The sequence below is a fragment of the Microbacterium sp. TNHR37B genome (genome assembly GCF_001620065.1).
GTDB lineage: Bacteria > Actinomycetota > Actinomycetes > Actinomycetales > Microbacteriaceae > Microbacterium.
Map to the genome: position 1 here is coordinate 1,101,422 of NZ_LQGV01000003.1, position 20,691 is coordinate 1,122,112.

General features: G+C 69.5%; 19 protein-coding genes and 1 pseudogene. 14 read left to right on the forward strand and 6 right to left on the reverse strand.

Going from position 1 to position 20,691, the window contains the following annotated elements:
• Positions 1 to 9 precede the first annotated feature (9 nt).
• On the forward strand, positions 10 to 405 hold the full coding sequence (locus AVP41_RS13125) for a DUF4307 domain-containing protein (protein WP_045246023.1): 396 nt from the start codon (positions 10 to 12) through the stop codon (positions 403 to 405).
• A gap of 39 nt (positions 406 to 444) precedes the next feature.
• Here AVP41_RS13125 and AVP41_RS13130 read toward each other — a convergent pair whose 3' ends face one another.
• The gene (locus tag AVP41_RS13130; protein WP_048809453.1) at positions 445 to 2,481 is read right to left on the reverse strand and encodes a heavy metal translocating P-type ATPase; all 2,037 of its coding nucleotides are present in this window, start codon (positions 2,479 to 2,481) and stop codon (positions 445 to 447) included.
• Positions 2,482 to 2,559: 78 nt separating this feature from the next.
• On the opposite strand from AVP41_RS13130, the gene AVP41_RS13135 reads away from it, so the two are divergent.
• Together AVP41_RS13135 and AVP41_RS17135 are read left to right on the forward strand one after the other, a co-directional pair.
• Entirely contained in the window at positions 2,560 to 2,892 is a 333-nt protein-coding gene (locus tag AVP41_RS13135; RefSeq protein WP_045246029.1) for an ArsR/SmtB family transcription factor, read from the forward strand.
• A gap of 629 nt (positions 2,893 to 3,521) precedes the next feature.
• Positions 3,522 to 4,007, forward strand: a complete 486-nt coding sequence (locus AVP41_RS17135) for a GNAT family N-acetyltransferase (protein WP_082829211.1) — start codon at positions 3,522 to 3,524, stop codon at positions 4,005 to 4,007.
• Positions 4,008 to 4,240: 233 nt separating this feature from the next.
• On the opposite strand, the gene AVP41_RS13140 is transcribed toward AVP41_RS17135, so the two are convergent.
• Positions 4,241 to 4,720 carry a VOC family protein gene (locus AVP41_RS13140; RefSeq protein WP_067165138.1) on the reverse strand — a complete coding sequence of 160 codons (480 nt, stop codon included), beginning with the start codon at positions 4,718 to 4,720 and terminating at the stop codon, positions 4,241 to 4,243.
• Positions 4,653 to 5,126 carry a MerR family transcriptional regulator gene (locus AVP41_RS16450; RefSeq protein WP_231902748.1) on the reverse strand — a complete coding sequence of 158 codons (474 nt, stop codon included), beginning with the start codon at positions 5,124 to 5,126 and terminating at the stop codon, positions 4,653 to 4,655. The genes AVP41_RS13140 and AVP41_RS16450 overlap by 68 nt, the downstream gene beginning before the upstream one ends.
• Before the next feature lie 146 nt (positions 5,127 to 5,272).
• On the opposite strand from AVP41_RS16450, the pseudogene AVP41_RS17140 reads away from it, so the two are divergent.
• The 3 genes and pseudogenes from AVP41_RS17140 to AVP41_RS13150 form a co-directional block, all read left to right on the forward strand.
• A pseudogene (locus AVP41_RS17140) lies at positions 5,273 to 5,665 on the forward strand (LysE family translocator); the annotation flags it as partial.
• 26 nt (positions 5,666 to 5,691) lie between these two features.
• Positions 5,692 to 7,791 (forward strand): Ig-like domain-containing protein, encoded by a 2,100-nt coding sequence (locus AVP41_RS13145; protein ID WP_067165141.1) that lies wholly within the window; start codon positions 5,692 to 5,694, stop codon positions 7,789 to 7,791.
• A gap of 131 nt (positions 7,792 to 7,922) precedes the next feature.
• Positions 7,923 to 9,134: a Fic family protein gene (locus tag AVP41_RS13150; protein ID WP_067165144.1), complete on the forward strand. Its 1,212-nt coding sequence runs from the start codon at positions 7,923 to 7,925 to the stop codon at positions 9,132 to 9,134.
• 15 nt (positions 9,135 to 9,149) lie between these two features.
• Here AVP41_RS13150 and AVP41_RS13155 read toward each other — a convergent pair whose 3' ends face one another.
• A complete protein-coding gene (locus AVP41_RS13155) occupies positions 9,150 to 10,094 on the reverse strand; it encodes an Lrp/AsnC family transcriptional regulator (RefSeq protein WP_197464333.1) in 945 nt (314 codons plus the stop codon).
• A gap of 293 nt (positions 10,095 to 10,387) precedes the next feature.
• Here AVP41_RS13155 and AVP41_RS13160 point away from each other — a divergent pair, with 293 nt between their 5' ends.
• The 8 genes from AVP41_RS13160 (at position 10,388) to AVP41_RS13195 (ending at position 18,947) form a co-directional block, all read left to right on the forward strand.
• On the forward strand, positions 10,388 to 11,239 hold the full coding sequence (locus AVP41_RS13160; protein ID WP_067165151.1) for a transporter substrate-binding domain-containing protein: 852 nt from the start codon (positions 10,388 to 10,390) through the stop codon (positions 11,237 to 11,239).
• 82 nt (positions 11,240 to 11,321) lie between these two features.
• Positions 11,322 to 12,479: an alcohol dehydrogenase catalytic domain-containing protein gene (locus tag AVP41_RS13165; protein ID WP_067165154.1), complete on the forward strand. Its 1,158-nt coding sequence runs from the start codon at positions 11,322 to 11,324 to the stop codon at positions 12,477 to 12,479.
• Positions 12,476 to 13,261, forward strand: coding sequence for an amino acid ABC transporter permease (locus AVP41_RS13170; protein ID WP_067165157.1), 786 nt, complete (start codon positions 12,476 to 12,478; stop codon positions 13,259 to 13,261). The genes AVP41_RS13165 and AVP41_RS13170 overlap by 4 nt, the downstream gene beginning before the upstream one ends.
• Entirely contained in the window at positions 13,258 to 14,061 is an 804-nt protein-coding gene (locus AVP41_RS13175; RefSeq protein WP_157532492.1) for an amino acid ABC transporter ATP-binding protein, read from the forward strand. Before AVP41_RS13170 ends, AVP41_RS13175 begins: the two co-directional genes overlap by 4 nt.
• Positions 14,062 to 14,149: 88 nt before the next feature.
• On the forward strand, positions 14,150 to 15,733 hold the full coding sequence (locus AVP41_RS13180; protein ID WP_067165160.1) for a thiamine pyrophosphate-binding protein: 1,584 nt from the start codon (positions 14,150 to 14,152) through the stop codon (positions 15,731 to 15,733).
• A gap of 12 nt (positions 15,734 to 15,745) precedes the next feature.
• The gene (locus AVP41_RS13185) at positions 15,746 to 16,753 is read left to right on the forward strand and encodes a dimethylarginine dimethylaminohydrolase family protein (RefSeq protein WP_067165163.1); all 1,008 of its coding nucleotides are present in this window, start codon (positions 15,746 to 15,748) and stop codon (positions 16,751 to 16,753) included.
• Complete coding sequence (locus tag AVP41_RS13190; RefSeq protein WP_067165166.1) at positions 16,750 to 17,994, forward strand: M20 family metallo-hydrolase; 1,245 nt, start codon at positions 16,750 to 16,752, stop codon at positions 17,992 to 17,994. The genes AVP41_RS13185 and AVP41_RS13190 overlap by 4 nt, the downstream gene beginning before the upstream one ends.
• Positions 17,991 to 18,947, forward strand: coding sequence for an NAD(P)-dependent oxidoreductase (locus AVP41_RS13195; protein ID WP_067165170.1), 957 nt, complete (start codon positions 17,991 to 17,993; stop codon positions 18,945 to 18,947). The genes AVP41_RS13190 and AVP41_RS13195 overlap by 4 nt, the downstream gene beginning before the upstream one ends.
• On the opposite strand, the gene AVP41_RS13200 is transcribed toward AVP41_RS13195, so the two are convergent.
• Both AVP41_RS13200 and AVP41_RS13205 read right to left on the reverse strand, forming a co-directional pair.
• Entirely contained in the window at positions 18,938 to 19,660 is a 723-nt protein-coding gene (locus tag AVP41_RS13200; RefSeq protein WP_067165173.1) for a hypothetical protein, read from the reverse strand. The genes AVP41_RS13195 and AVP41_RS13200 overlap by 10 nt on opposite strands.
• The gene (locus tag AVP41_RS13205; protein WP_067165177.1) at positions 19,660 to 20,568 is read right to left on the reverse strand and encodes an Lrp/AsnC family transcriptional regulator; all 909 of its coding nucleotides are present in this window, start codon (positions 20,566 to 20,568) and stop codon (positions 19,660 to 19,662) included. The genes AVP41_RS13200 and AVP41_RS13205 overlap by 1 nt, the downstream gene beginning before the upstream one ends.
• Positions 20,569 to 20,691: the final 123 nt, after the last annotated feature.

A 20,691-nucleotide genomic window follows, 5' to 3' on the forward strand; every position in this document is an offset into this window, starting at 1 on the left:
GCGCACTACGTGACGACGAAAGAGGAGCTCGCCGACCGCTACGGTCGGGGACCGCGGCCCATCCGCCGCCGCGTGTTCTGGGTCACCGTCGCGACGGCGGCAATCCTGTCTGTCGCCGGGCTTTCGTGGCTGACTGTCTCGAACTCGCTCGACGACGTCGGATTCGACGAGACCGGATACGAGCTGGTCGATGCGCGCACCGTGACCGTATCCTTCCAAGCCACGCCACCCGCTGGGACGTCGTTCGCATGCGCGGTGCAGGCATTGGATGAGGACTTCGGCATCGTCGGTTGGCGGGTCATCGAGTACCCCGCGTCCGAGGAGATCACACGAGCACTCGTGGAGACCATCCCGACCGTCGCGCAGGCAACGACCGGCACCGTGCAATCCTGCTGGGCCACATAGCCGCGCAAGGGAGGCCGTCGCCTGCGCCGGCTGAGTCTCTCAAGCGGTGGGCCTGTCTTCGTGGTCGATGCCGTGGTGCTCTTTGCCGCGCTCGAAGTTGAGCAGGCGGAGTGCGTTGCCGACGACGATCAGGGTGGAGCCTTCGTGGATGAGTACGACCGCGCCGATGTTCAGGCCGAGGAAGGTGGCGAGGATGAGGAACGCGACGATCGCGAGGCTGGCGATGAGGTTCTGCCGGATGATGCGGCTGGTGGCGCGGCTGAGCCGCACGGCGAACGGGACGCGGCCGAGGTCGTCGCTCATCAGCGCGATGTCGCAGGTTTCCAACGCGACGGTGGAGCCGGCGGCGCCCATCGCGATGCCGACGTCGGCGCGGGCCATCGCGGGGGCGTCGTTGACGCCGTCGCCGACCATCGCGATCGGTCGGTGGGTTTCGGCGAGGCGGGTGATCTGAGCGACTTTGTCCTCGGGGAGCAGTTCGCCGATCGCGGTGTCGACGCCGACTTCCCGGCCGACCGCGTCGGCGACGCGCTGGTTGTCGCCGGAGATCATCACGAGCTGCCCCACGTTCGCGCCCCGGAGCGCGCTGAGCACCTGGGCGGACTCCGCGCGGGACGCATCCATCACGCCGACGATGCCGAGGAACCGGTCGCCACGGCGGATGATCATCAGCGTCTGCCCGGAGTCCCGCGCCTGCGTGTACGCGTCGGCGAGCGTGCCGGTCAGCGCGAGTTGCTGCTCGTCGAACATGCGCAGGTTGCCGACGTCGACCCGCTCGCCGTCGATCGTCGCCGTGACGCCACGCCCGACGACCGCGTTCAGGTCTGTCGCGGTGAGGCGCTCGGCCTGGGGGACGCGGGGCTCGAGGTCGCGGACGATCGCCTCGGCCAGCGGGTGATCGCTGAGCGCTTCGACAGCGACCAGAGTGCGGATCAGCTCGGACTCGGGCACGTCGGCGGCGGGGGTGACGGACGTCACCCGGGGGGCACCCCAGGTCAGGGTGCCGGTCTTGTCGAACGCCATCGCCTTGACCCGCCCGAGCGTCTCGAGCGGGGCGCCGCCCTTGACGAGCACCCCGGCACGCGCAGCACGGGCGACCCCTGCCAGCACCGCGGCCGGGGTTGCGATCGCGAGCGCGCAGGGGCTGGCGGCGACGAGCACGGTCATGGCGAGGTAGAACGCGTCGGGGAACGGTTGCGCGAACGCGAGCCAGGAGATCAGGAGGGTGACGGCGACCCCGAGGATCACGGCGGGCACGTACCAACGCTGGAACCGGTCGATGAACTGCTGTGTGGGGGAGGCGGCCTGGTCGGCGGAGCGGACGAGCTCGACGACCTTGCTGAGCGTCGAGTCCGCGGAGGTCGCGGTGACCTCGACCTCGAGCACGCCGGACCCGTTCACGGTGCCGGCGAACACACGGTTGGCGGCGGGCAGGGTGTCGACGGTGCGCATCGCCCGCTCCGGGTCGGCCACCGGCTCCTTCTCCACCGGAATCGACTCCCCGGTGACCGCGGACTGATCCACCGCGGACACCCCGGAGATCACGAACCCGTCTGAGGGAATGCGGGAGTTCGGGCGGATGACGACGATGTCCCCGACGACGATCTCCTCCACCGGCACCTCCACCGGCTCGTCCCCGCCGCGGCGCACCAGGGCGCTGCGGGGAGCGAGCTCGGCCAGGGACTCGATGGACTTGCTGGCACGGCTGAGGGCGTATTCCTCGAGCGCGTGGCCGAGGCTGAACAGGAACAGCAGCACCGCCCCTTCCGCCCACCGGCCGATGAGGGCGGCGCCGATCGCGGCCACCAGCATGAGGAAGTCGACCTCGAACTTCCCTCGCATCGTCGAGGCGATCGCGGTGCGGAACGTGAAGAACCCACCGAAGAAGTAGGTGGCGAGGAAGAACACCAACGGCCACCCGACCATCGGCAGCCCCAACGCGAACTCGGCGATCATCCCGCCGGCGTAGGTCACGCCCGCGGCGATCGCGAACCACAGCTCCCACCGGGCCGAACCGTGGGAATGGTCGTGCGTCTCCGCAGCGGGCGCGGTAGTCGTCGGGGAAGAAGCAGTCATGCGACCAGGATACATCACAAGATCATGATATATTGTAGTTGTGAATGATTATCGTGATCGGAGGGCACAATGGTGAGCATGGCCGGTACTGAGACGCGTCGGGAAGCAGGCACCCTGTCCGTAGCGGATGCTGAGCGTCTCGCCGAGATCATGCAGGCACTGGCGTCACCTGTGCGGCTGCGCATTCTGAGCGCGCTGAGTGTTCAGCCGAGCACCGTGACCGACCTCAGCGAACAGCTGCACATCGGACAGACGACCACATCGAACCATTTGCGGCTGCTGCGGCATCTGAGCCTGGTCCTTGGCACGCGCGACGGCCGGCACATCCACTACTCGCTCTTCGACGACCACGTCTCCGAACTGCTCGAGGAGGCCATCGGGCACCTCGAGCATCTGCCCGGCGGAGGATGACGCCTGCCGGAGCTCCCCGATTGACGAGAGTATTCCCGTTCACGTCGGGGGGCGCTGCTGCGGCCGGGGAGAGCGCGTCGCTGCCGGTTCGGACACGCTGCATGGTGTGTAGCCGATCGCCGCGACGGCCATGAGCTCTTGTAAGAATCCGCCACTACTCGCGGAATCCTGAACCCGAAACCCCAGCCAACTACCGTGGAATCGCGGCATTCCTCGCCATCTCGAGCGGGAACCTACAGACGCGTAAATTCCCGCTGAAGATGTCAATTTTCCCCTGAACTTGTCCGGCGATGACCCGACGGTGGGGGCAAAGGAGACTCTCATCGGCGAAGTGTTGACGGCCGTGCAGGACGAGCTCGCGAGAGTGGAGCATCCATCCGAGAAGGCGAAGAATCTCGTGAAGGCGCTCGCTGCTCGGGTCGATTGGGCGAAAGCACCGAAGATCGCTGCAAGGTGGCCGCGACTCGCTGAGCGCGCTCATCCTTGCCCATCCCCAGGAGGTGCTTCCACAGGCGAGCCCCCTGCTGCGGGTCGAGGTCACGCGGCAGCGCGTCGGCGCCGACACCCGCCCGAGACGTCCGGAAGCCGGTCGTCTTCGCCTTCGGCGAGGCGCCTCCTACTCTTGGTGGATGACCACACTCCGACAGGCCGTGCCGGAGGATGATCGAGCACTCGCTGAGATCTCGTTCGAGTGCTGGGCTGAATCCAACGACCCCGGCGACCTCTGGGCACAGGACCGTCCATTCTTCGGGCCGCCCACCCATGCACAAGCGGAAGACGTGATCGTGGCGACGAGCGATGGTCGGCCAGTTGGCTACGTCCGAGTCCTAGAAACGTCGAGTGAGCACGGCGACTGGTACATCGCCGGCCTGGGGGTTTCGCCGTCTTCTCGATCGACAGGGGTAGGTCGCAGCCTCGTCCAGGCTGCCCTAGCGAAGGCCGCACACGGGGGCGGTAGTCGCGTGTGGCTCAAAGTTCGTTCGACCAACGAGCCAGGGCTGCGCCTTTACCGATCCCTCGGCTTCACCGAAGTAGCTCGATCCTCTGAGGCCTTCACGAGCCGACCGGGCGTCGATGACCTACGACTGAGCATCGAACTGCCCTCGACGCCGTAAAGGATCAGTTCGAGCGGTTACGGAACGCCGCAACTCAAACGTTTGGGACATGTCTCACCGGAATCGACGCGGTGATTTTGGGACATTTGCCCCGTCGGAGCGGGCCGATTTGGACATCTGTTCGTGGAACTTACAAGAGGTCAGGCTCATGAGAAGTGGATCGATCCGCTCACAATCAGTCTGCATCGGCCGCGCGAGCGTCTACGGAGTTCGGCGGATCCCGCGTCTGGTAGTCAACCGTTATGCGATCGCTTCCGCTTGTCGTCGGTTGTGAATCCGTTTCGCGCTGCTCGTTGGTCGATCGTCTCGAGCTCTTGGAAGAAGGTCACCTGCCAGCCGGCGGGGCCTTGGACGCGAGCGTTGATCGATCGGAACGGCGTCTCGACGGGCGGAGCGATGAGTTCGGAGCCGCTCTCGCGCGCGGCGGTCACCGCATCCTCGGTGCTCGCCACTTCGAGCGCGATCCGCAGCGCGCCCGGAACGTGCGGGGCGCCCTCGACGCGATCGATGTTGACCGCGTGTGTTGGCGTAGCGAGCTCGATCGTGGCGATACCGGCATGCAGGATCGCCACACGGTCATCGCCCTCAGTCGCGAACGCGATTTGCTCAGGCATGCCCAGCGTGTCGCGGAAAAACCGGACGGCGCTATCGAAGTCGTCGGTCTCGATGATCAAACGGAGTTGTTTCGGTGCGTGGGCGCGTGCATCGGTCATGCTCCCGATCCTCGCTCCTGACATGCGTGTCAGTTGCAACTCGCACACGGTCTTCCAGCGCTGCGAGAACCTTGAGCTCGGCGTCGATGGCGTCGCGCTCGCTCTCCAGACGCACCCGTGCCGCGGCGAAAGCTTCCCGAAGTAGCCCCCCATTCTCCGCGGGGCACTCGAGCGGGAGCAGTAGCCCACGAATAACGGTGCTGCAGAAGCCCGCGCGGAGGAGTTCCTGTATCTGGGCGACGATCTGCACATCGTTCGCCGAATAGAAACGCCACCCGCCCTCTGTACGGTCGGGGCGGAGGAGACCATGCTGCTCGTAGTAGCGCAACGATCGAACGCTGGCGCCGGTGCGAGCCGCCAGCTCGCCGATGGTCAGGGCACCTCGAGTTCCATCTTCCTGACGCATGCCTGGTGATCCTAGTAGCCGCGGTCAAAGACGGAGGCGCACCTTCACCACGGCCCGCGCGCACATCGAGGCGGCGGGGTGGGAGACTGAGTGCGTCTGACATCGAACGGGATGCTCGCCCGATCCGTCTGCAGAAAGAAGCGCGCATGATCTCGCTCTCCGCCGCTCTCGGTATCGCGCTCTTCGAACTCGGGCTCGCTCTCACCCCGGGCCCGAACATGATGTACCTCGTCTCCCGCAGCATCAGCCAGGGTTGGCGGGCCGGCATGATGTCGCTCTCCGGGACCGCGGTCGGTTTCGTCGTCTACATGGTCATGGCGAACCTCGGCCTGGCGGCGGTGTTCCTCGTCGTCCCGTGGCTGTTCATCGCTCTGAAAGTCGCCGGCGCCGCCTACCTGCTCTGGCTCGCGTACCAGACGCTCCGCCCGGGCGGGAAGTCGCTGTTCGAGACGAGCGAGCTCCCGCGCGACTCGTTCGGCAAGCTGTTCCGGATGGGGCTACTCACAAACCTCCTCAATCCGAAGGTGGCGATCCTCTACCTCGCGCTCATCCCAAGACGGCGACCGTGCTGTTCGGCGGCGGCGAGATCGACGCCGAGCTCTCCTTCACCGGGCTCGACGCCGCGACGTTCGGAAACCAGGTCGACGTGCAGGTGCAGCGCACGCAGTTCACGGGGCAGGAAGGCTTCGCGGGGCAGCCGCCGGTCATCCTCTCCACGCGCGTCGCCCTCGACGGCTCCGGCGGCGGCACCATCACGGTCCCCAACGGAGACCCGATGGACGCCTACCGCGTGATCATCACTCCGGCCGTCGAGTCCGCCCCCGTGGTGGACGCGGCCTGGCAGACCCGCGTCGAGGCCGAGGCGACCACCCTCGCCGGCGGCGCGTCGGTCACGAGCCTCGCCACCAACGCGCAAGCGACGTCGGGCTTCAAGGACGTGCGCGGGTTCTCCAACGCCGGCGCGTCGGCGACGTGGACGGTCGATGTTCCCCGTGACGGGACGTACCTGCTGGGCATCCAGTACGGCACGAACGATCGCCCCGACGGCACCAACATGAAGTCGGGCCGTCACGCGCTCTTTGTCGACGGTGCGTTCGAGGACCTCGTGCAGTACACCTCGACGCTCAGCGTCACGTACAAGGGGCGGGTCGAGGTGCCCGTCACCCTGACCGCCGGCACGCACGCCCTCTCGCTCCGCGCGAGCCAGGACGGCACGACCGCCCTTCCCGGCAGCAACATCGCCCTCGACCGCTTCGACCTCACCGAGGCCACTACGGCGGAGAAGTCCACATATCCGGCGAACCTCGCCCGCCTCTCCGGCGACGCGACGGTGTCGTGGGGTGCGGGATCCTTCGGCGGACACGTGACCCTCGGTGCGGACGGCCAGGCGGCGTTCTACCTGGGTGCCGCCGAGGACGGCTACTACGACCTCACCGTCGAGTACGAGACGACCGAGGCGGTCGACCTCGGGGTCGAGCTGAACGATCGCGAGCTGAGCGGAATCGGTGCCGATGCCTCCGGGCGCTGGCAGACCACGGCCACCGTGCACGTGGCCCGCGGGATCCAGGAGCTGACGGTGGCGGGCGAGGGCGTGAAGGTGCGGGGCGTGACGCTGGTGCGCAACGTCGAGGCCGACGCGCGCGTCGTCACCATCCAGGCCGAGGACCCGTCGGTGACGCGTTCTGCCGGCACGACCGTCGAGACGCCGGGAGCGACCTACGGGTCGAATGTTCAGGGACAGTACGTCGGGTGGCTCACCGCCGGCCGCACGCTCACCATCCCGCGGCCGGCCGACACCGAGGCGGGCCAGTACAACTTCCTGGTCCACTTCGGCAATGCCTCCCGGAACACCACCCACCCCTACAACACCGACGGCATCAGCCGGCGGGCGACCATCACCGAGGTCGGGGGTGACCACAGCGCGACGGGGTACTTCCGGTACAACTACAGCTACTTCAACTTCTGGTGGCAGAACGTCCCGCTCGACCTCACCACCGACGACGGCGCGCTGGTCGTGGGCAACCCCACCGGGGATGCGCCGAACATCGACGCGTTCCAGTTGGCTCCGCTGGTCGGTGCGCTGGTCACCGAGCGGTTGGACCCCGACACCGTCAAGCCCGTCGCCACGCTGGTGACGCCGACGACGAACGGTCCGTTCCGCACGCTGGATCTGCGGGTGGAGGCGACGGACGATCGCGGTCTGCAGCGGGTCGTGGCCAACATCTACAAGGACGGCACGCTGGTCAAGAGCACGCAGACGGCGGCGGAGGGAAAGCGCGCGGCCACCCACGCGGCCACCGTGACCCTGCCCGACGGCGCCTACACGATCCGGTACAACGCGTCGGACCTCGCGGGGAACGTCGCGAAGACCGGCACGTTCGACGTGACGATCGACACGACGCCGCCGACCGCGACGATCAAGGACGGCGCCTCGTTCACCGTGAAAACCGGTGAGACCTACGATCTGATCTCGTTCAAGCTCCACGACGCGGGCAAGATCGACAAGGTCGTGCTCAACGGCAAGACGAAGGACCTGACCGACAACGTGTGGTCGGACGTGAACTTCCTCACGCCGCCGACGTTCGGTGCGGTGAAGGGAGAGAACACGCTCGTCGTGTTCGACGTCGCGGGCAACTCCCGGACGTACACGTTCACGCTGAACTAACTCTCCTTCACGACGAACGCCCGGTCCGCCCTCGCGCAGGCCGGGCGTTCGTCGGTGTGAACGCGAACCTCGCCGGTCACATTCGCATCAGGCACCCTCAGATGCGAATTTGGGGCACTAAACTCGCATCCATGAGGAACGCGAGCGCCCCGTGGCCGTCGCACGGAGTGGAGACGCTGCCCTGGCGGCAGCAGATGCGCGGCGGCACCCGCGAGGACCGGATGACGAACAGCGTTGACGCGACCATTCCCCCTTTCATCGCGGATCTCGACTACAGGCCGTCGATCGAGGAGATGAGCGCTTCCGAGCAGGCTCTCCTCGCCGTCGCACAGACGGACACCGAAGCCGAGGGGCATTCCGCCGCGCTCAGCCGCTTCATGGTGCGCAGTGAGTCGGTCGCCTCGTCGAAGATCGAGCGCATCACCGCATCCGCCGCCGATTACGCCAAGGCGATCGCGGGGAACCGCGGCAACCCCTCGGCAACGAGCATGGTGGCCGCTTCCCGTGCGCTCCACGAGCTGATCACCACAGTCGGCGAGGCAGGCAGGTTCGACGTGACGTTCCTCACGGACGCGCACCGGGCGCTGATGATGGACGACCCAGTCGAGGCCGCCTATGCCGGCCGATTTCGAGACATGCAGAACTGGATCGGGGGCAGCGACTACTCGCCTCGCGGTGCACTTCACATTCCCCCCACGCCCGAGCGCGTGGCGGCGCTCATGGACGACCTCGTCGTGTACCTCAACCGGGACGACGTCCCCGCAATCGTCCAGGCGGCGATCGCTCACGCTCAGTTCGAGTCCATCCATGCCTTCACCGACGGCAACGGTCGCATCGGCCGCGCTCTCGTGTCCGCCGTGCTGCGGCGTCGTGGTGTCACCAAGAACGCGGTCGTGCCGCTCGCTGGCGGACTGCTCTGCCGGCGCGACGACTACTTCGCCGCCCTCGGCTCGTATCGGCGGGGGGATCCGAGCCCGCTGATCCTCTTGTTCGCCCAGTCGGCACGCGTGGCCGCGGTGGCCTCGCGCGCCACCATCGCTCGGCTCAGGGCGATGCCGGACGAGTGGCGGGCCGAGCTGAAGCCCCGAGCGGGCAGCGTCGCCGACGTGCTGATCGACGCGTTCTACAACCACCCGGTCATGTCGGCACAGGAGATCGCCGCCGCCACCGCAGCGACCAGCACCAGTCAGCCGTATCGCGTCGTCGACCAGTGGGTGGACGCCGGCCTCCTGGTGGAGATCACCGGTCGCAAGAAGGACCGGGTCTGGGCGGCCCTCGAGGTCCTCGCCGAACTCGATGAGCTCGACCGGCGCATCCGCGACGCGATGGCCCTGGAGGGGTGACCCGAGGCCAGGCTGCTAAGCAGTGCCGGTGTCGCGGGAGGTCGCGGGCGCGACACCCAGAGCATCGGGCGGCGAGTACGACTCCTTGATGATCGAGAGGTGGATCCACGACTCCATCCGGGTCACCGACTCGGCGCTGCGGATGTCGTCGGTCACGCGCCGGAGCGCCTCGAGGGAGTCGCCCGACAGGGTCACGAGCAGATCGAACGCGCCGATGCTCGTGGCGAGGAACTCCACCTCGGAGCGTCGGATCAGATCGGCGATGAGGGGGGCGGTGTCGCCGCTGACGTTGATCCCCATGCCGAGCGCGAGGCTCTGGGTCACGGTGTTGCGCTTGGGGACGGCGGTGATGCGGATCACGTGATCGGCGACGAGACGGCGGACGCGGGTGCGCGCAGTGGACTCGCTGATCCCCAGCTCCTGGCCGATCGCGGTGAACGACGCCCGCCCATCGGCCTGCAGGATGCCGATGATCCGCTGGTCGAGACCATCGAGCACGGTGCGCTGAGGCCGGCTGTCGAGCGACGAGTACGGACTCTTGTGCACGTCGACGTACAGAAGCGTCGTCACGTGGGTGATGCCGGGGATCGCCCGGATGCGGGCGATGGCGTCGAACATCTCGCTCTGACCGCGCGAACGTACCTCGACGACCAGGTCGTGCGGACCGCTCGTGATCGTCACGAGCGACGTGTCCGCCAAGGCGGTGAGAGCGTGCGCGACCTCCCGCGGTGAGCGGTCGATGTGCACGGCGAGGTGACAGAGGGTCTGGAGCCCGAGAACGGCGGGATCGGCGACCGCGGTGACGGTCACGTGACCCTCGGTCACCAGCCGTCGCAGGCGCTCGCGGACGACGGGTCGCGGCACCCCCAGACGGCGTGCGAGCGAGCTGATCGACGCCCTCCCGTCGGTGCGCAGCAGACCGATCAGGGCGTCGTCGAGTGATCGGGTTCCACGCGCCACGTGCTCCATCCTGACCCCCTGATCCCGCCGCCGACAGCGCTTCTGGCCGTCCGAAACACTCTAGAAACAGGGATTTTACGGCCCGATTCTGTTCGGGTGCGATAACAGAAGCGCACCCGAACCCCTCCGAGCGTCCGCGACTGCTCGGGAACAGGCCGACTTCGCGACCGAATCCGCAACGAGGAGTGCTGCCCATCGCCGATATGGGCGGGACCGGGGGCGCGCCGTACCTAGCATGATCGTCATCCGTGAGCTCCACAGCGGACCCTTGCACCCGACCGAGAGAAGTCAGCATGAAGAAGCTCACCGCCGTCGGCGTCGCGGCCCTTGCCGCCACGCTCGCCCTTGCCGGTTGTTCCTCGACCGCGCCGGAATCCCCCGCCAGCAACGCCTCCTCCGTCGCCGCCGGCGCCGAGGCCCCCGACGGCCTCGTCGACAGCAGCACCGTCACGTTCTGCATCGACCCCGAGTATCCGCCGCTGGAGTACTACGAGAACGGCACCGACGGCGAGATCATCGGTTTCGACGCTGACGCCGCCCGTGCGATCGCCGCCTACTGGGGCAAGGAGGCGACCTTCGAGGTCACGACCTTCGAGGGCTTGCAGCCCGGCATCCAGGCCGCGCGCTGCGACATCATCCCCGGCGGCCTGTACATGAGCGAGTCGCGCCTGGAGGTGCTGGACGGCGTGCAGTACATGCAGACCGGCCCCGCGCTCATCGTCCGCGCCGACGACGACACCGACTACACGAAGAACAGCGATCTGTGCGGTCTGACGATCTCGGGCCAGAGCGGATCGGAGAACTCCACGGTCGCCGAGCAGATCGCCTCCGAGTGCGGAAGCGGCACGTCGGTGGACCAGTACCCGAAGACCGCCGACACGGTCGTGGCCGTCGTCAACGGGAGCGCCGACGCGCTCATCGAGACCGACGTCGCCGCCGCCGACATCGTCGCGCGCTCGAACGGCCAGCTGCGCCTCGTGAGCGGGTTCTTCCCGCCGAGCACCCAGTTCGGCATGTTCCTGGCGAAGGACAGCCCCGTCACCGAGCCGCTGCGCGAGGCGCTGAAGGCCCTGTACGACGACGGGACGCTCGCCAAGATCGCCGAGACGTACAACCTCGAGGCCTCCAACCTCGTCGTCGACTGACCGGTCGGGAGTGCGGCCGTCGCGCCGCACTCCCGCCCCCACCTCCCTCGCCCACCCACCGGATCCCGAAAGGAGCGCCGTGATGACGACAACGACCCAGGCCACCGGCTCTCGTCGTTCGCACGCGCTCGTGTTCGACGACCGCGTCGACCTCGAGCCGCGCGTGCGGCCCACTGACGTGCGCGCCCCGGGACCGGGGGAAGTGCGGGTGCGGATGCGTGCGGCCGGCGTATGCCACTCAGATCTGCACGCCATCAACGGCGACTGGCCCACGGGTCAGCGCGTCGTGCTCGGTCACGAAGGTGCCGGAGCGGTGGACGCGATCGGTCCCGGGGTCTCCGACCTCAGCGTCGGCGACCTCGTCTCCCTCAACTGGTACGCCTCGTGCCTCACGTGCGCCGCCTGCCTGCGCGATCGTCCGTGGCTGTGCGCACAGAGCCCTGCGGTCTCGAACACCCTTCCCGGCGGGCTCACCGCGACGAGCGACGACGCATCGGGTGAGGAGGTGTGGCCGTACCTGGGCGTCGGAGCGTTCGCCGAGTACGTCGTCGTTCCCGCCCATGCTGCGATCGCCCTGCCCGCGGAGGTCCCCGCCGCCGTCGCCGCGATCGTCGGATGCTCGGTGACCACGGGTTACGGCGCCGTCGTGCACACCGCCGCGGTGGAACCGGGAGAGTCCGCCGTCGTGGTGGGCTGCGGCGGCGTCGGACAGGCCATCATCCTCACTCTGGCGCTGCGGGGTGCGAGCCGGATCGTCGCCGTGGATCGCTCGCCGGAGAAGCTCGACGCTGCTCGCGCGGCCGGGGCGACCGACCTCGTCCTCGCCGACGGCGACGAGCGCGACCGTCTGCACGCCCTCCTGCCGGAAGGCGCCGACGTCGCCTTCGACGCGATCGGAGCCCCCGCCGTGTCCGGCTACCTTCCCCGCCATGTCGTGTCGGGCGGGCGCTGCGTGCTCGTCGGCATGCCGCGCGTGGACGGCACCGCCGAGATCGACACCTGGGACCTCGTCACCCGCGGTGTCACGCTGATCGGCTGCAACTACGGCTCGTCCGTGCCGCGGCGCGACTTCCCCGCAATAGCCGCGCTCTACCTCGACGGGCGACTGCCGCTCGACCTCCTGCTCGGACCCCACATCTCCCTGGACGCCGCCACCGAGGCGATCCGCGCCCTCCCCAGCCACGGCGGCGGCCGCATCGTCGTCGACCTCGACGCCCGAACCGCGAACGGAACCCCATGACCTTCGACGTCCAGATCTTCCTCCAGCAGGTCTTCTCGCAGGCGTTCCTCAACGGCGCCTTCCTCTCCATCTCGGTGGCGGTGCTGTCGCAGATCGCCGCGATCGTGCTCGGCTTCCTGCTGGCGCTCGCGACGATGGGGAAGAACGCGGTGCTGCGCGCCGTCGCCCGCGTGTACATCTGGTTGTTCCGTGCAATCCCCGCCCTGCTCGTGCTGCTGCTGCTGTGGAACGCGGCGCCGCAGCTGATCCCCGCGTTCCGGCAGAGCTGGTACTCCCCGTTCCTGGCGGCGGTGATCGGTCTGGCGCTCACCGAAGCCGCGTTCATGGCAGAGATCATCCGCTCGGCGATGCAGAGCGTCGACGACGGTCAGGCCCTCGCCGCCCGCGCCCTCGGGATGAAGCCGGTCTCGGTGCTGTTCAAGGTCACCCTGCCGCAGGCCATCCGGGTGGCCATCCCGCCCACCGGGAACGAGTTCATCGCGATGGTGAAGTACACCTCGCTCGCGAGCGTGATCTCCCTGCGCGAGCTGCTCACCACGGCGCAGCTGGGGGTATCGACGACCTTCCGGTACGCCGAGTACTACGCCGCCGCGACCGTCTACTACCTCGTGATCGTCTCGGTCCTGATGATCCTGCAGAACCGGCTGGAGCGGCGATACCGCTGGACCAGCCCCAAGCGCAAGCGGAGGTCGGCCGTGAACACCGGATCCATCCCCACCATCGACCTGGGCGGCGTCGCCGTCCCGGCCGCCGAACAGCGCAAGGAGGCGGGCGTTCGATGAGCGGCCACACCATCCTCGACTCGGTGCCCACCGGCACCCTCACCGACGGACCGCTCATCGCGGCCGCCGATCTCCACAAGTGCTACGGCGAGGTCGAGGTGCTCAAGGGTGTCGACTTCGCGGCCCGCACCGGTCAGGTCAAGGCGCTCCTCGGCCCCTCGGGCAGTGGGAAGTCGACGCTCCTTCGCCTCCTCAACCTCCTCGAGCCCGCCGACAAGGGCACGATCACCCTCGACGGGGAACCCATCGGAGTGCGCCCCGGCACCGATCGTCACGCACCCGAGCGGATGCTGGCCGTGCAGCGGCGCGACATCGGCATGGTGTTCCAGCGCTTCAACCTCTTCCCGCACCTCACCGCGCTGCGCAACGTGTCGCTGCGTCTGGCCGAGCTCCCCGGTGTCAGCCGCGCCGACGCCCAGGAGCGCGCGGCCGTGATGCTCGAGCGCGTCGGTCTCGGCCATCGCATCCACTCCTTTCCGTCGGAGCTCTCCGGCGGTCAGCAGCAGCGCGTGGCGATCGCCCGGGCGCTCGTGCTCAGCCCGAAGGTGATGCTCTTCGACGAGCCCACGAGCGCCCTCGACCCCGAGCTGGTGCACGAGGTGCTGGATGTCATGGAGGAGCTCGCCGCCGAGGGGATGACGATGATCGTCGTCACCCACGAGACCCGCTTCGCCCGCCGCGTCGCCGACGAGGTGGCCTTCTTCGACCACGGCGTGATCCTCGAGCAGGCCGAGCCCGAGCGCTTCTTCACGCAGCCCGAGCACGAGCGCACGCGACAGTTCCTCGCGCACCTCCACTGAGCCGCGCAACACACCCGCGCACCGCGCCGCTCCCACCCGCGCACCGCGCACGACCCGCCGTCCCCGGCGACGAGAGAGACAGAGAGTCATGAGATTCGGAGAAGGAGTCACGCGCCTCCTCGCCGACTACGGTGTGGACACCGTCTTCGGCATCCCCGGTGTGCACACGATCGAGATCTACCGCGGGCTGCGCGACGCCGGCATCGCCTCGCACCCCGCCCGCCACGAGCAGGGCGTCGGCTTCATGGCTGACGCGTATGCGCGGCAGACGGGACGCCCCGGCGTCGCCCTCCTGGTGACCGGACCCGGTCTCCTCAACGCCCTCACCCCGCTCGCCCAGGCGTGGCACGACTCGGTGCCGCTCCTCTTCCTCGCTGCCGACACCGACACCGCCCTCGCCGGCCGCCGCCGTGGCCCCCTGCACGATGTGCGAGATCAGACGGCGGCAGCCGCCGGGGTGAGCGACCACGTGTGGCGCGTGACCGATCCCGTCGAGTTCCCCGCCGTCCTCGCCGCCGCCTGGGCCGCGATGACCACCGGCCGTCCCGGCCCTGCGGTCATCTCCCTCCCGATCGACGTGCTGGAACGCGAGATCGCGGCACCGTTCACACGGCTTCCGCTTCCCTCGGCGACGCCCGAGCCTGACCCCGCGACGCTCGCCGAGGCGACCCGCGTGCTGTCGTCGGCGATCAGGCCCGCGATCCTCGCCGGTGGCGGCAGCCGTGGAGCCGAGGTGGCCCGGCTCGCCGAGTCCCTGGACGCGCCCGTCGTCACCACCGGCAACGCGGCGGGGGTGCTGGCCCCCGCACATCCGCTGAACGTCGGGGTGCTCCTGCCGTTCGCCGGCGCGCAGAGGCTCCTCGCCGAGGCCGACGTCGTGCTCGCGATCGGCACCGAGTTCTCCGAGACCGACGTGTTGTACTCGGGACGGCCGATCCAGATCGACGGAACGCTCGTGCGCGTCGACGTCGACCCCGATGCCCTCCACGTTCCCTTCCCCGCCGACGTCGCGGTGCTCGGCGATGCGGCGACGGTCGTGGCGGCGCTCGCCGAGAGCGCGTCACGCCCTGCCGACGATGGGGCGACGCGCGCCGCCGACGCTCGCGCCAACGTCGCGTGGACGACGCAGTCCGAGGGCCACGCGCCGTGGATCGACGCGATCGTCGCCGCCACTCCCGCCGACGCGGTCACGGTGCTCGACTCCACCCAGCTCGCCTACACGCTCCACCAGATGGTCGTGCCGAGCTCTCCCACCGCCCGCATCGCCACCTACGGCCTCGGCACCCTCGGAGCCGCCGTGCCGATGGCGGTCGGGGCGGCCATCGCCGAGCCGGAGCGCCCCGTCCTCGCGATCGCGGGTGACGGCGGTGTGCTGTTCTCGCTCCCCGAGCTCGCCACCGCCGTCGATCTCGGCCGCCAGTTCACGCTGCTGATCTGGGACAACCGCGGCTACGGCGAGATCCGCGACTCGTTCGACCGGGCCGGCGCCGAACGCATCGACACCGAGGTCACCGCCCACGACCACGCCGCGATCGCTCGCGGCTTCGGCGCCCATGCCGTGACCGTCGACACCCCCGACGAACTCGCCACCGCCCTGCGCGACGCGTTCGACTCCGCCGGAGCGACCGTCATCGTCGCCCGTGAACCCTCCGCCGTCGCGGCCACCGTCTGAGAGAGGACCGTCATGACCACCATCGACTCCACCCTGGAGATCTCGGACGGGCGCTTCCACGCGCTCCTCGGCCCCGAGCCGCTCCCCGCGTTCGACGACACCGGCGAGCTGGAGGCCACGTGGGGCCGCCGCTGGGGGGCCGCCGACGAGGTCAGCCGACTTCGCTCCGTGCTGGTGCGCCGGCCGAGCCCGGGCCTGGCCGACATCCGCGCAGACGCCTACTCCGACGACCTCGACGCCCTCGTCGACCCGGCGCTGCGCTGGTACTGGACGGGACGCGAGACCCCCGACCTCGATCGCGTGGCCGCCGAGCATGACGGCCTCGTCGACACCCTGCGCGCCCACGGCGTCGAGGTGCACGTGGCCGACGAGCTGCCCCGCACCTTCACCAAGTCGATCTACACGCGCGACCCGCTCGTCACGATCCCCGGAGGCGCGATCATCGGCCGGCTCGCCGCGCGGGTACGCCGCGGTGAGGAGCAGTCGATCACGGCGGCCGTCGCCGGCGCGGGGATGCCGATCCTCGGGACGATCACCGGGTCGGGCCTCGTGGAGGGCGGCACCTTCGTCAAGGTCCGTCGCGACACCGCGTTCTTCGGCACGTCGGTGCGCTGCAACCCGGAGGGCTATCGCCAGCTCGCGCGGCTGCTGGAGCCGCACGGCATCACGCTGCACCGCTTCTCGCTGCCGGGCTACCTCATCCACCTCGACATGTGCTCGTCGATGCTCGACGACGACCTGGCCCTGGTCAATCCGCGGCTCGCCCCGTACGACTACATGAACGCCCTGCGCGAGCTCGACGTCGAACTGGTCGAGGTGCATCCGTCGGAGGAGTGGGCGTGCAACCTGCTCGTCCTGGATCGGCGCACCGTGATCATGCCCGACCACCTGCCCCGCACCGCCGAGATGCTCGCCGACAACCATGGGGTCACCGTCATCACGCTGCCCTATCGCGAGATCCTCAAGAACGGCGGCGGCATCCACTGCTCGACGATGGAGCTGCAGAGGGACTGGGCATGACGGGGCGCGACTTCCTGGCCGACTTCGCGGCGATGAGCGCTTTCGGCGCCACGCCTCGCGGGGGGCTCGACCGCATCGCCGGCACGACCGCCCACCGAGACGCGCGCGCGTGGCTCGCCGCGATCCTGCGGGAGCACGGGTTCGAGGTCGGTACCGATGCTGTGGGAAACATGTTCGGTGTCATCCGCCTGGCCGGGGACGCACCCGTCGTGCTCTTCGGCTCTCACTTGGACAGCCAGCCCAAGGGGGGACGCTACGACGGGTCGTACGGCGTGCTCGCGGCCGTTCATGCCGCCATCGTCGCCGCGGAGGGCTTCCGCGCGCGCGGCGAGACCCCGAGGTACAACATCGCGGTCGTCGACTGGTTCAACGAGGAGGGCGCCCGGTTCAAGCCCAGCATGATGGGCAGCGGCGTGTTCACCGGAATCCTCGACCTCGACACCGTCCTGGAGACGACCGACCGCTTCGGCGTGCGCGTGGCCGACGCCCTGGACGACATCGATGCGCGCGGTGAGTTCGTGCTGGGCGACGTCGCCGGTTACGCCGAGATCCACATCGAGCAGGGGCGTTCGCTGGAGGAGGGGGGCATCACGATCGGAGTCGTGGAGGCCACCTGGTCGGCGCACAAGTACGACGTGCTCGTGCGGGGCGACCAGTCCCACACCGGGGCCACCCGGATGGCCGACCGCAAGGACGCGATCCTCGGGGCCGCGCACCTGATCACGCGCGTCCGCGACCTGTGCGATCTCTTCCCCGTGGAGGCCCTCCACACCTCGGTGGGCGAGCTGGACGCGTTCCCGAACTCGCCCGTGACCGTCGCCGGCGAGGTGCGGATGCTCGTGGACTTGCGGGCTCCCTCCAGCGAGACCCTGATCTCGGCCGGCGAGCACCTGCGTCTAGCGATCGCGGCCGCCGCCGCGGCGAGCCGCACCGAGATCGAGATCCTCTCCACGGTCACGTGGAACAGCGGGCCGTTCCTCGAGCGGGGCATCGCCGTCGCCGAGGAGGCCGCCGCGGAGGCGGGACACTCGCACACCCGGGTGCTGACCTTGGCCGGACACGACGCCACGAACATGAAGGACATCGCACCCACGGTGCTCGTCTTCGTGCCGAGCGTGGAGGGCATCACCCACAACGAGGCCGAGTACACCCGCGACGAGGACGCCCTGGCCGGGGTCGCCGTCTTCACCCGCGTCGTCGAACGTCTCGCGGCGGGCGCGCTCGACGAGCCCGCCCCGTGAGCGACGCGCCCATCGCGGTCATCACCGACGTGACCGACCTCGACGTCGGTCCCGCCCGCCGGATCTTGGAGGACGCGGGGTTCGAGGTGCACGTCCTGGCGCTCGACGCCGACCCGACCATTCCCGACGCCGCCCGGGGGGCCGTGATCGCGCTCGCGGGCTACGCGTTCCTCGGCGGAGAGTTCTTCGACGCTCTCCCCGCCCTCCGCTACATCGGCACGGCGTCCGCCGGGATCGACATGGTCGACGCCGCGGAGGCGGCCGCTCGCGGCGTCGTCGTCCAGCCGCTCGTCGGGGTGGCGACCGAGGAGGTCGCCGCGCACGCGCTCGCCCTGCTCCTCGCCGTCGAGCGCGGTGTGCTCCCCGCGGCAGCCGCGGTGTCGGCGGGCGCGTGGAGCGAGGCGTACGAGGCGGTGCCGCGGCGTCTGTCCGAGCGGACCCTGGGCCTGTTCGGTCTCGGCCGGATCGGGGGACGCCTCGCGCAGCTCGCCCGTCCGCTCTTCGCCCGGGTCATCGCACACGACCCGTACCTCACCGCCGCTCCCGCCGGCGTCGACGAGCTCGTGGACGCCGCCGCGCTCCTCGCCGCGAGCGACGTGCTGTCGCTGCACGTGCCCCTCACGGCCGAGACGGCCGGCGTCATCGGGGCGTCGGAGCTCGCGGCGCTCCCCGAGGGCGCGAGCGTCGTGAACGTCTCCCGCGGGGAGCTCATCGACAGTGCGGCGCTCATCGCGGCGCTGGATGCCGGCTCCCTCCGAGGAGCGGCCGTGGACGTGCTCGACGCGGAACCGCCCGCGGCCGATCACCCGATGCGGACGCATCCGCGCGTGATCGTCACTCCCCATATCGCCTACCTGTCGGAGCGGTCGCTCGAAGGCTACGAGCAGCAGCCCGCGCGGTCGGCGGTCGCGTGGTGGCAGGCCCACCTCGCGGCGGGGGCGCCTCAGACGTAGAACGGGACGGTGCCGCGCGTCGCTCCAGGGAGAATGTGCTCGTCGGCGGCCATCGCTGCGTGCCATTCGTCGAGGAAGCGGCGTCCGCTCGCGTCGTCGAGCGTGAGACCGGACACCCTCATGTGCGGCACGAGCAGGGCGAGCACGGCTCCGAGGGCGGCAGCGGCCGGCTCGCCCGCCCCCGTCCATTCGCCGCCGTGGAGCGGCTGCGGGAACACGCGGGCGGTCTCGCCGTCCCAGTCCACGAGGGCGCCGAGGCCCTGCAATTCCGCGAGCAGCCGGTCGACGTAGGAGCCGTGCACACCGAGTCCGCGCAGTTCACTCGGATCGTCTGCGAGTGCGGTGAGCACGAGAAGAGGAGCGATGAGGTCGCGGTGGCCGGAGAGGTCGACGACGATGCCGCGCAGGTGCCCCGAGGTCGACCTGCTGGTGCAGGTGAGTCCTTCGGCGGAGCGGACGACGTACGTGCCCATCGAGGCGAGCGCCTCGCGCAGGGGAGTGGCCGAGGGATCGCCGGCGATGGCATCCCAGTTGCGGATGACGACGGTGCCGGTGGTGACGGCGGCGGCCGCGAGGAACACGGCCGCGTCGGCGACGGTGGGGGCGTACACCTCGGTGTTCGCGTGGCTCGTGCGCGCGCCGAGGTGCGGCACCGTCACGGTGGCCCGCAGGGGGATCGCGGCCAGGGGGGCGTCCCACACGTCGTCGCTCATCATCGGGTCCTCTCGGTCGGGCTGTCGGGGATGTCCTGGGTGTCGTAGATCTCCTTGGCCACCGCCAGGTGCACCCAGGTCGTCAGGGCGCTCACGCCGGGGAGAGCGTTCAGCGCGTCGATCTCGGCGGCGGCGGCCTCCAGCCCCGCGACTCGGAGCGTGCCGACGAAACTCGAACGCCCGACCGAGGTGGCGAGGTACTCGACGCCTCCCCTCGCGATGAGGGCGGCCTCCAGCGCGCCGCCGTCGTCGGCGACCATCCGGAAACCGATCTGCAGCGAGTCGGGGCGCGCCTGCTGGCGCACGCCGATCCGGACGACCCCCGCCTCGATCAGACGGAGGACGCGCGCGCGGGCCGAGGCGGTCGTGAGACCGACGAGGCGAGCCAGTGAGGCGTAAGGGACGCGTCCGTCGGCCTGCAGCTCGCGCAGGAGCACCCTGTCCACCGCGTCGAGGTGCACGTCGCCGAGGGGATGCAGGCGCACCATGGCGTCTTTCACCACGTCGAGGTACTCGTCGACCTCGACGGTGGCCACCGACGGCAGCGCGCGGATCCGGCGCAGCCGTTCCGCCAGGGCCGCACGGTCGGCCACGCGCACTTCGGCGGCCACGGTCGCCTCGCCCGCCACGCGGGTGATGTAGGGGATCGCCGGGTCGCCGACGAGGGCGGCCACGACCTCGGCGACGGCGCCGGTGGGAGTGATGAGCAGATGTGCGAGGGCGTGCTGACCGAAGACAGAGGGGTGGATGATCCCCCGGACCTCGATGTGGTCGGCGGCGAGGGTCGCCAGTAGCTGCCGGGTGTGACCTGTCGAGAGCCCGGTCGCGCGGGCGAGCGCTTCGACGGAGGCGCGGCCGTCGTCGATCAACGCCGAGAGCAGCGCCTCGCGCGCGGGGGATGCGGACATGCCTCTCCTTCGTTTGCGGGCCCGAGCTTACTGAACCGCTCGCGCGTTACCACCGTGTTTCCGGTGAAGAGAAAGTTTGTTAAGGATGGCTCTCAACAACATCTTTGCGCATTTCTCATCGTC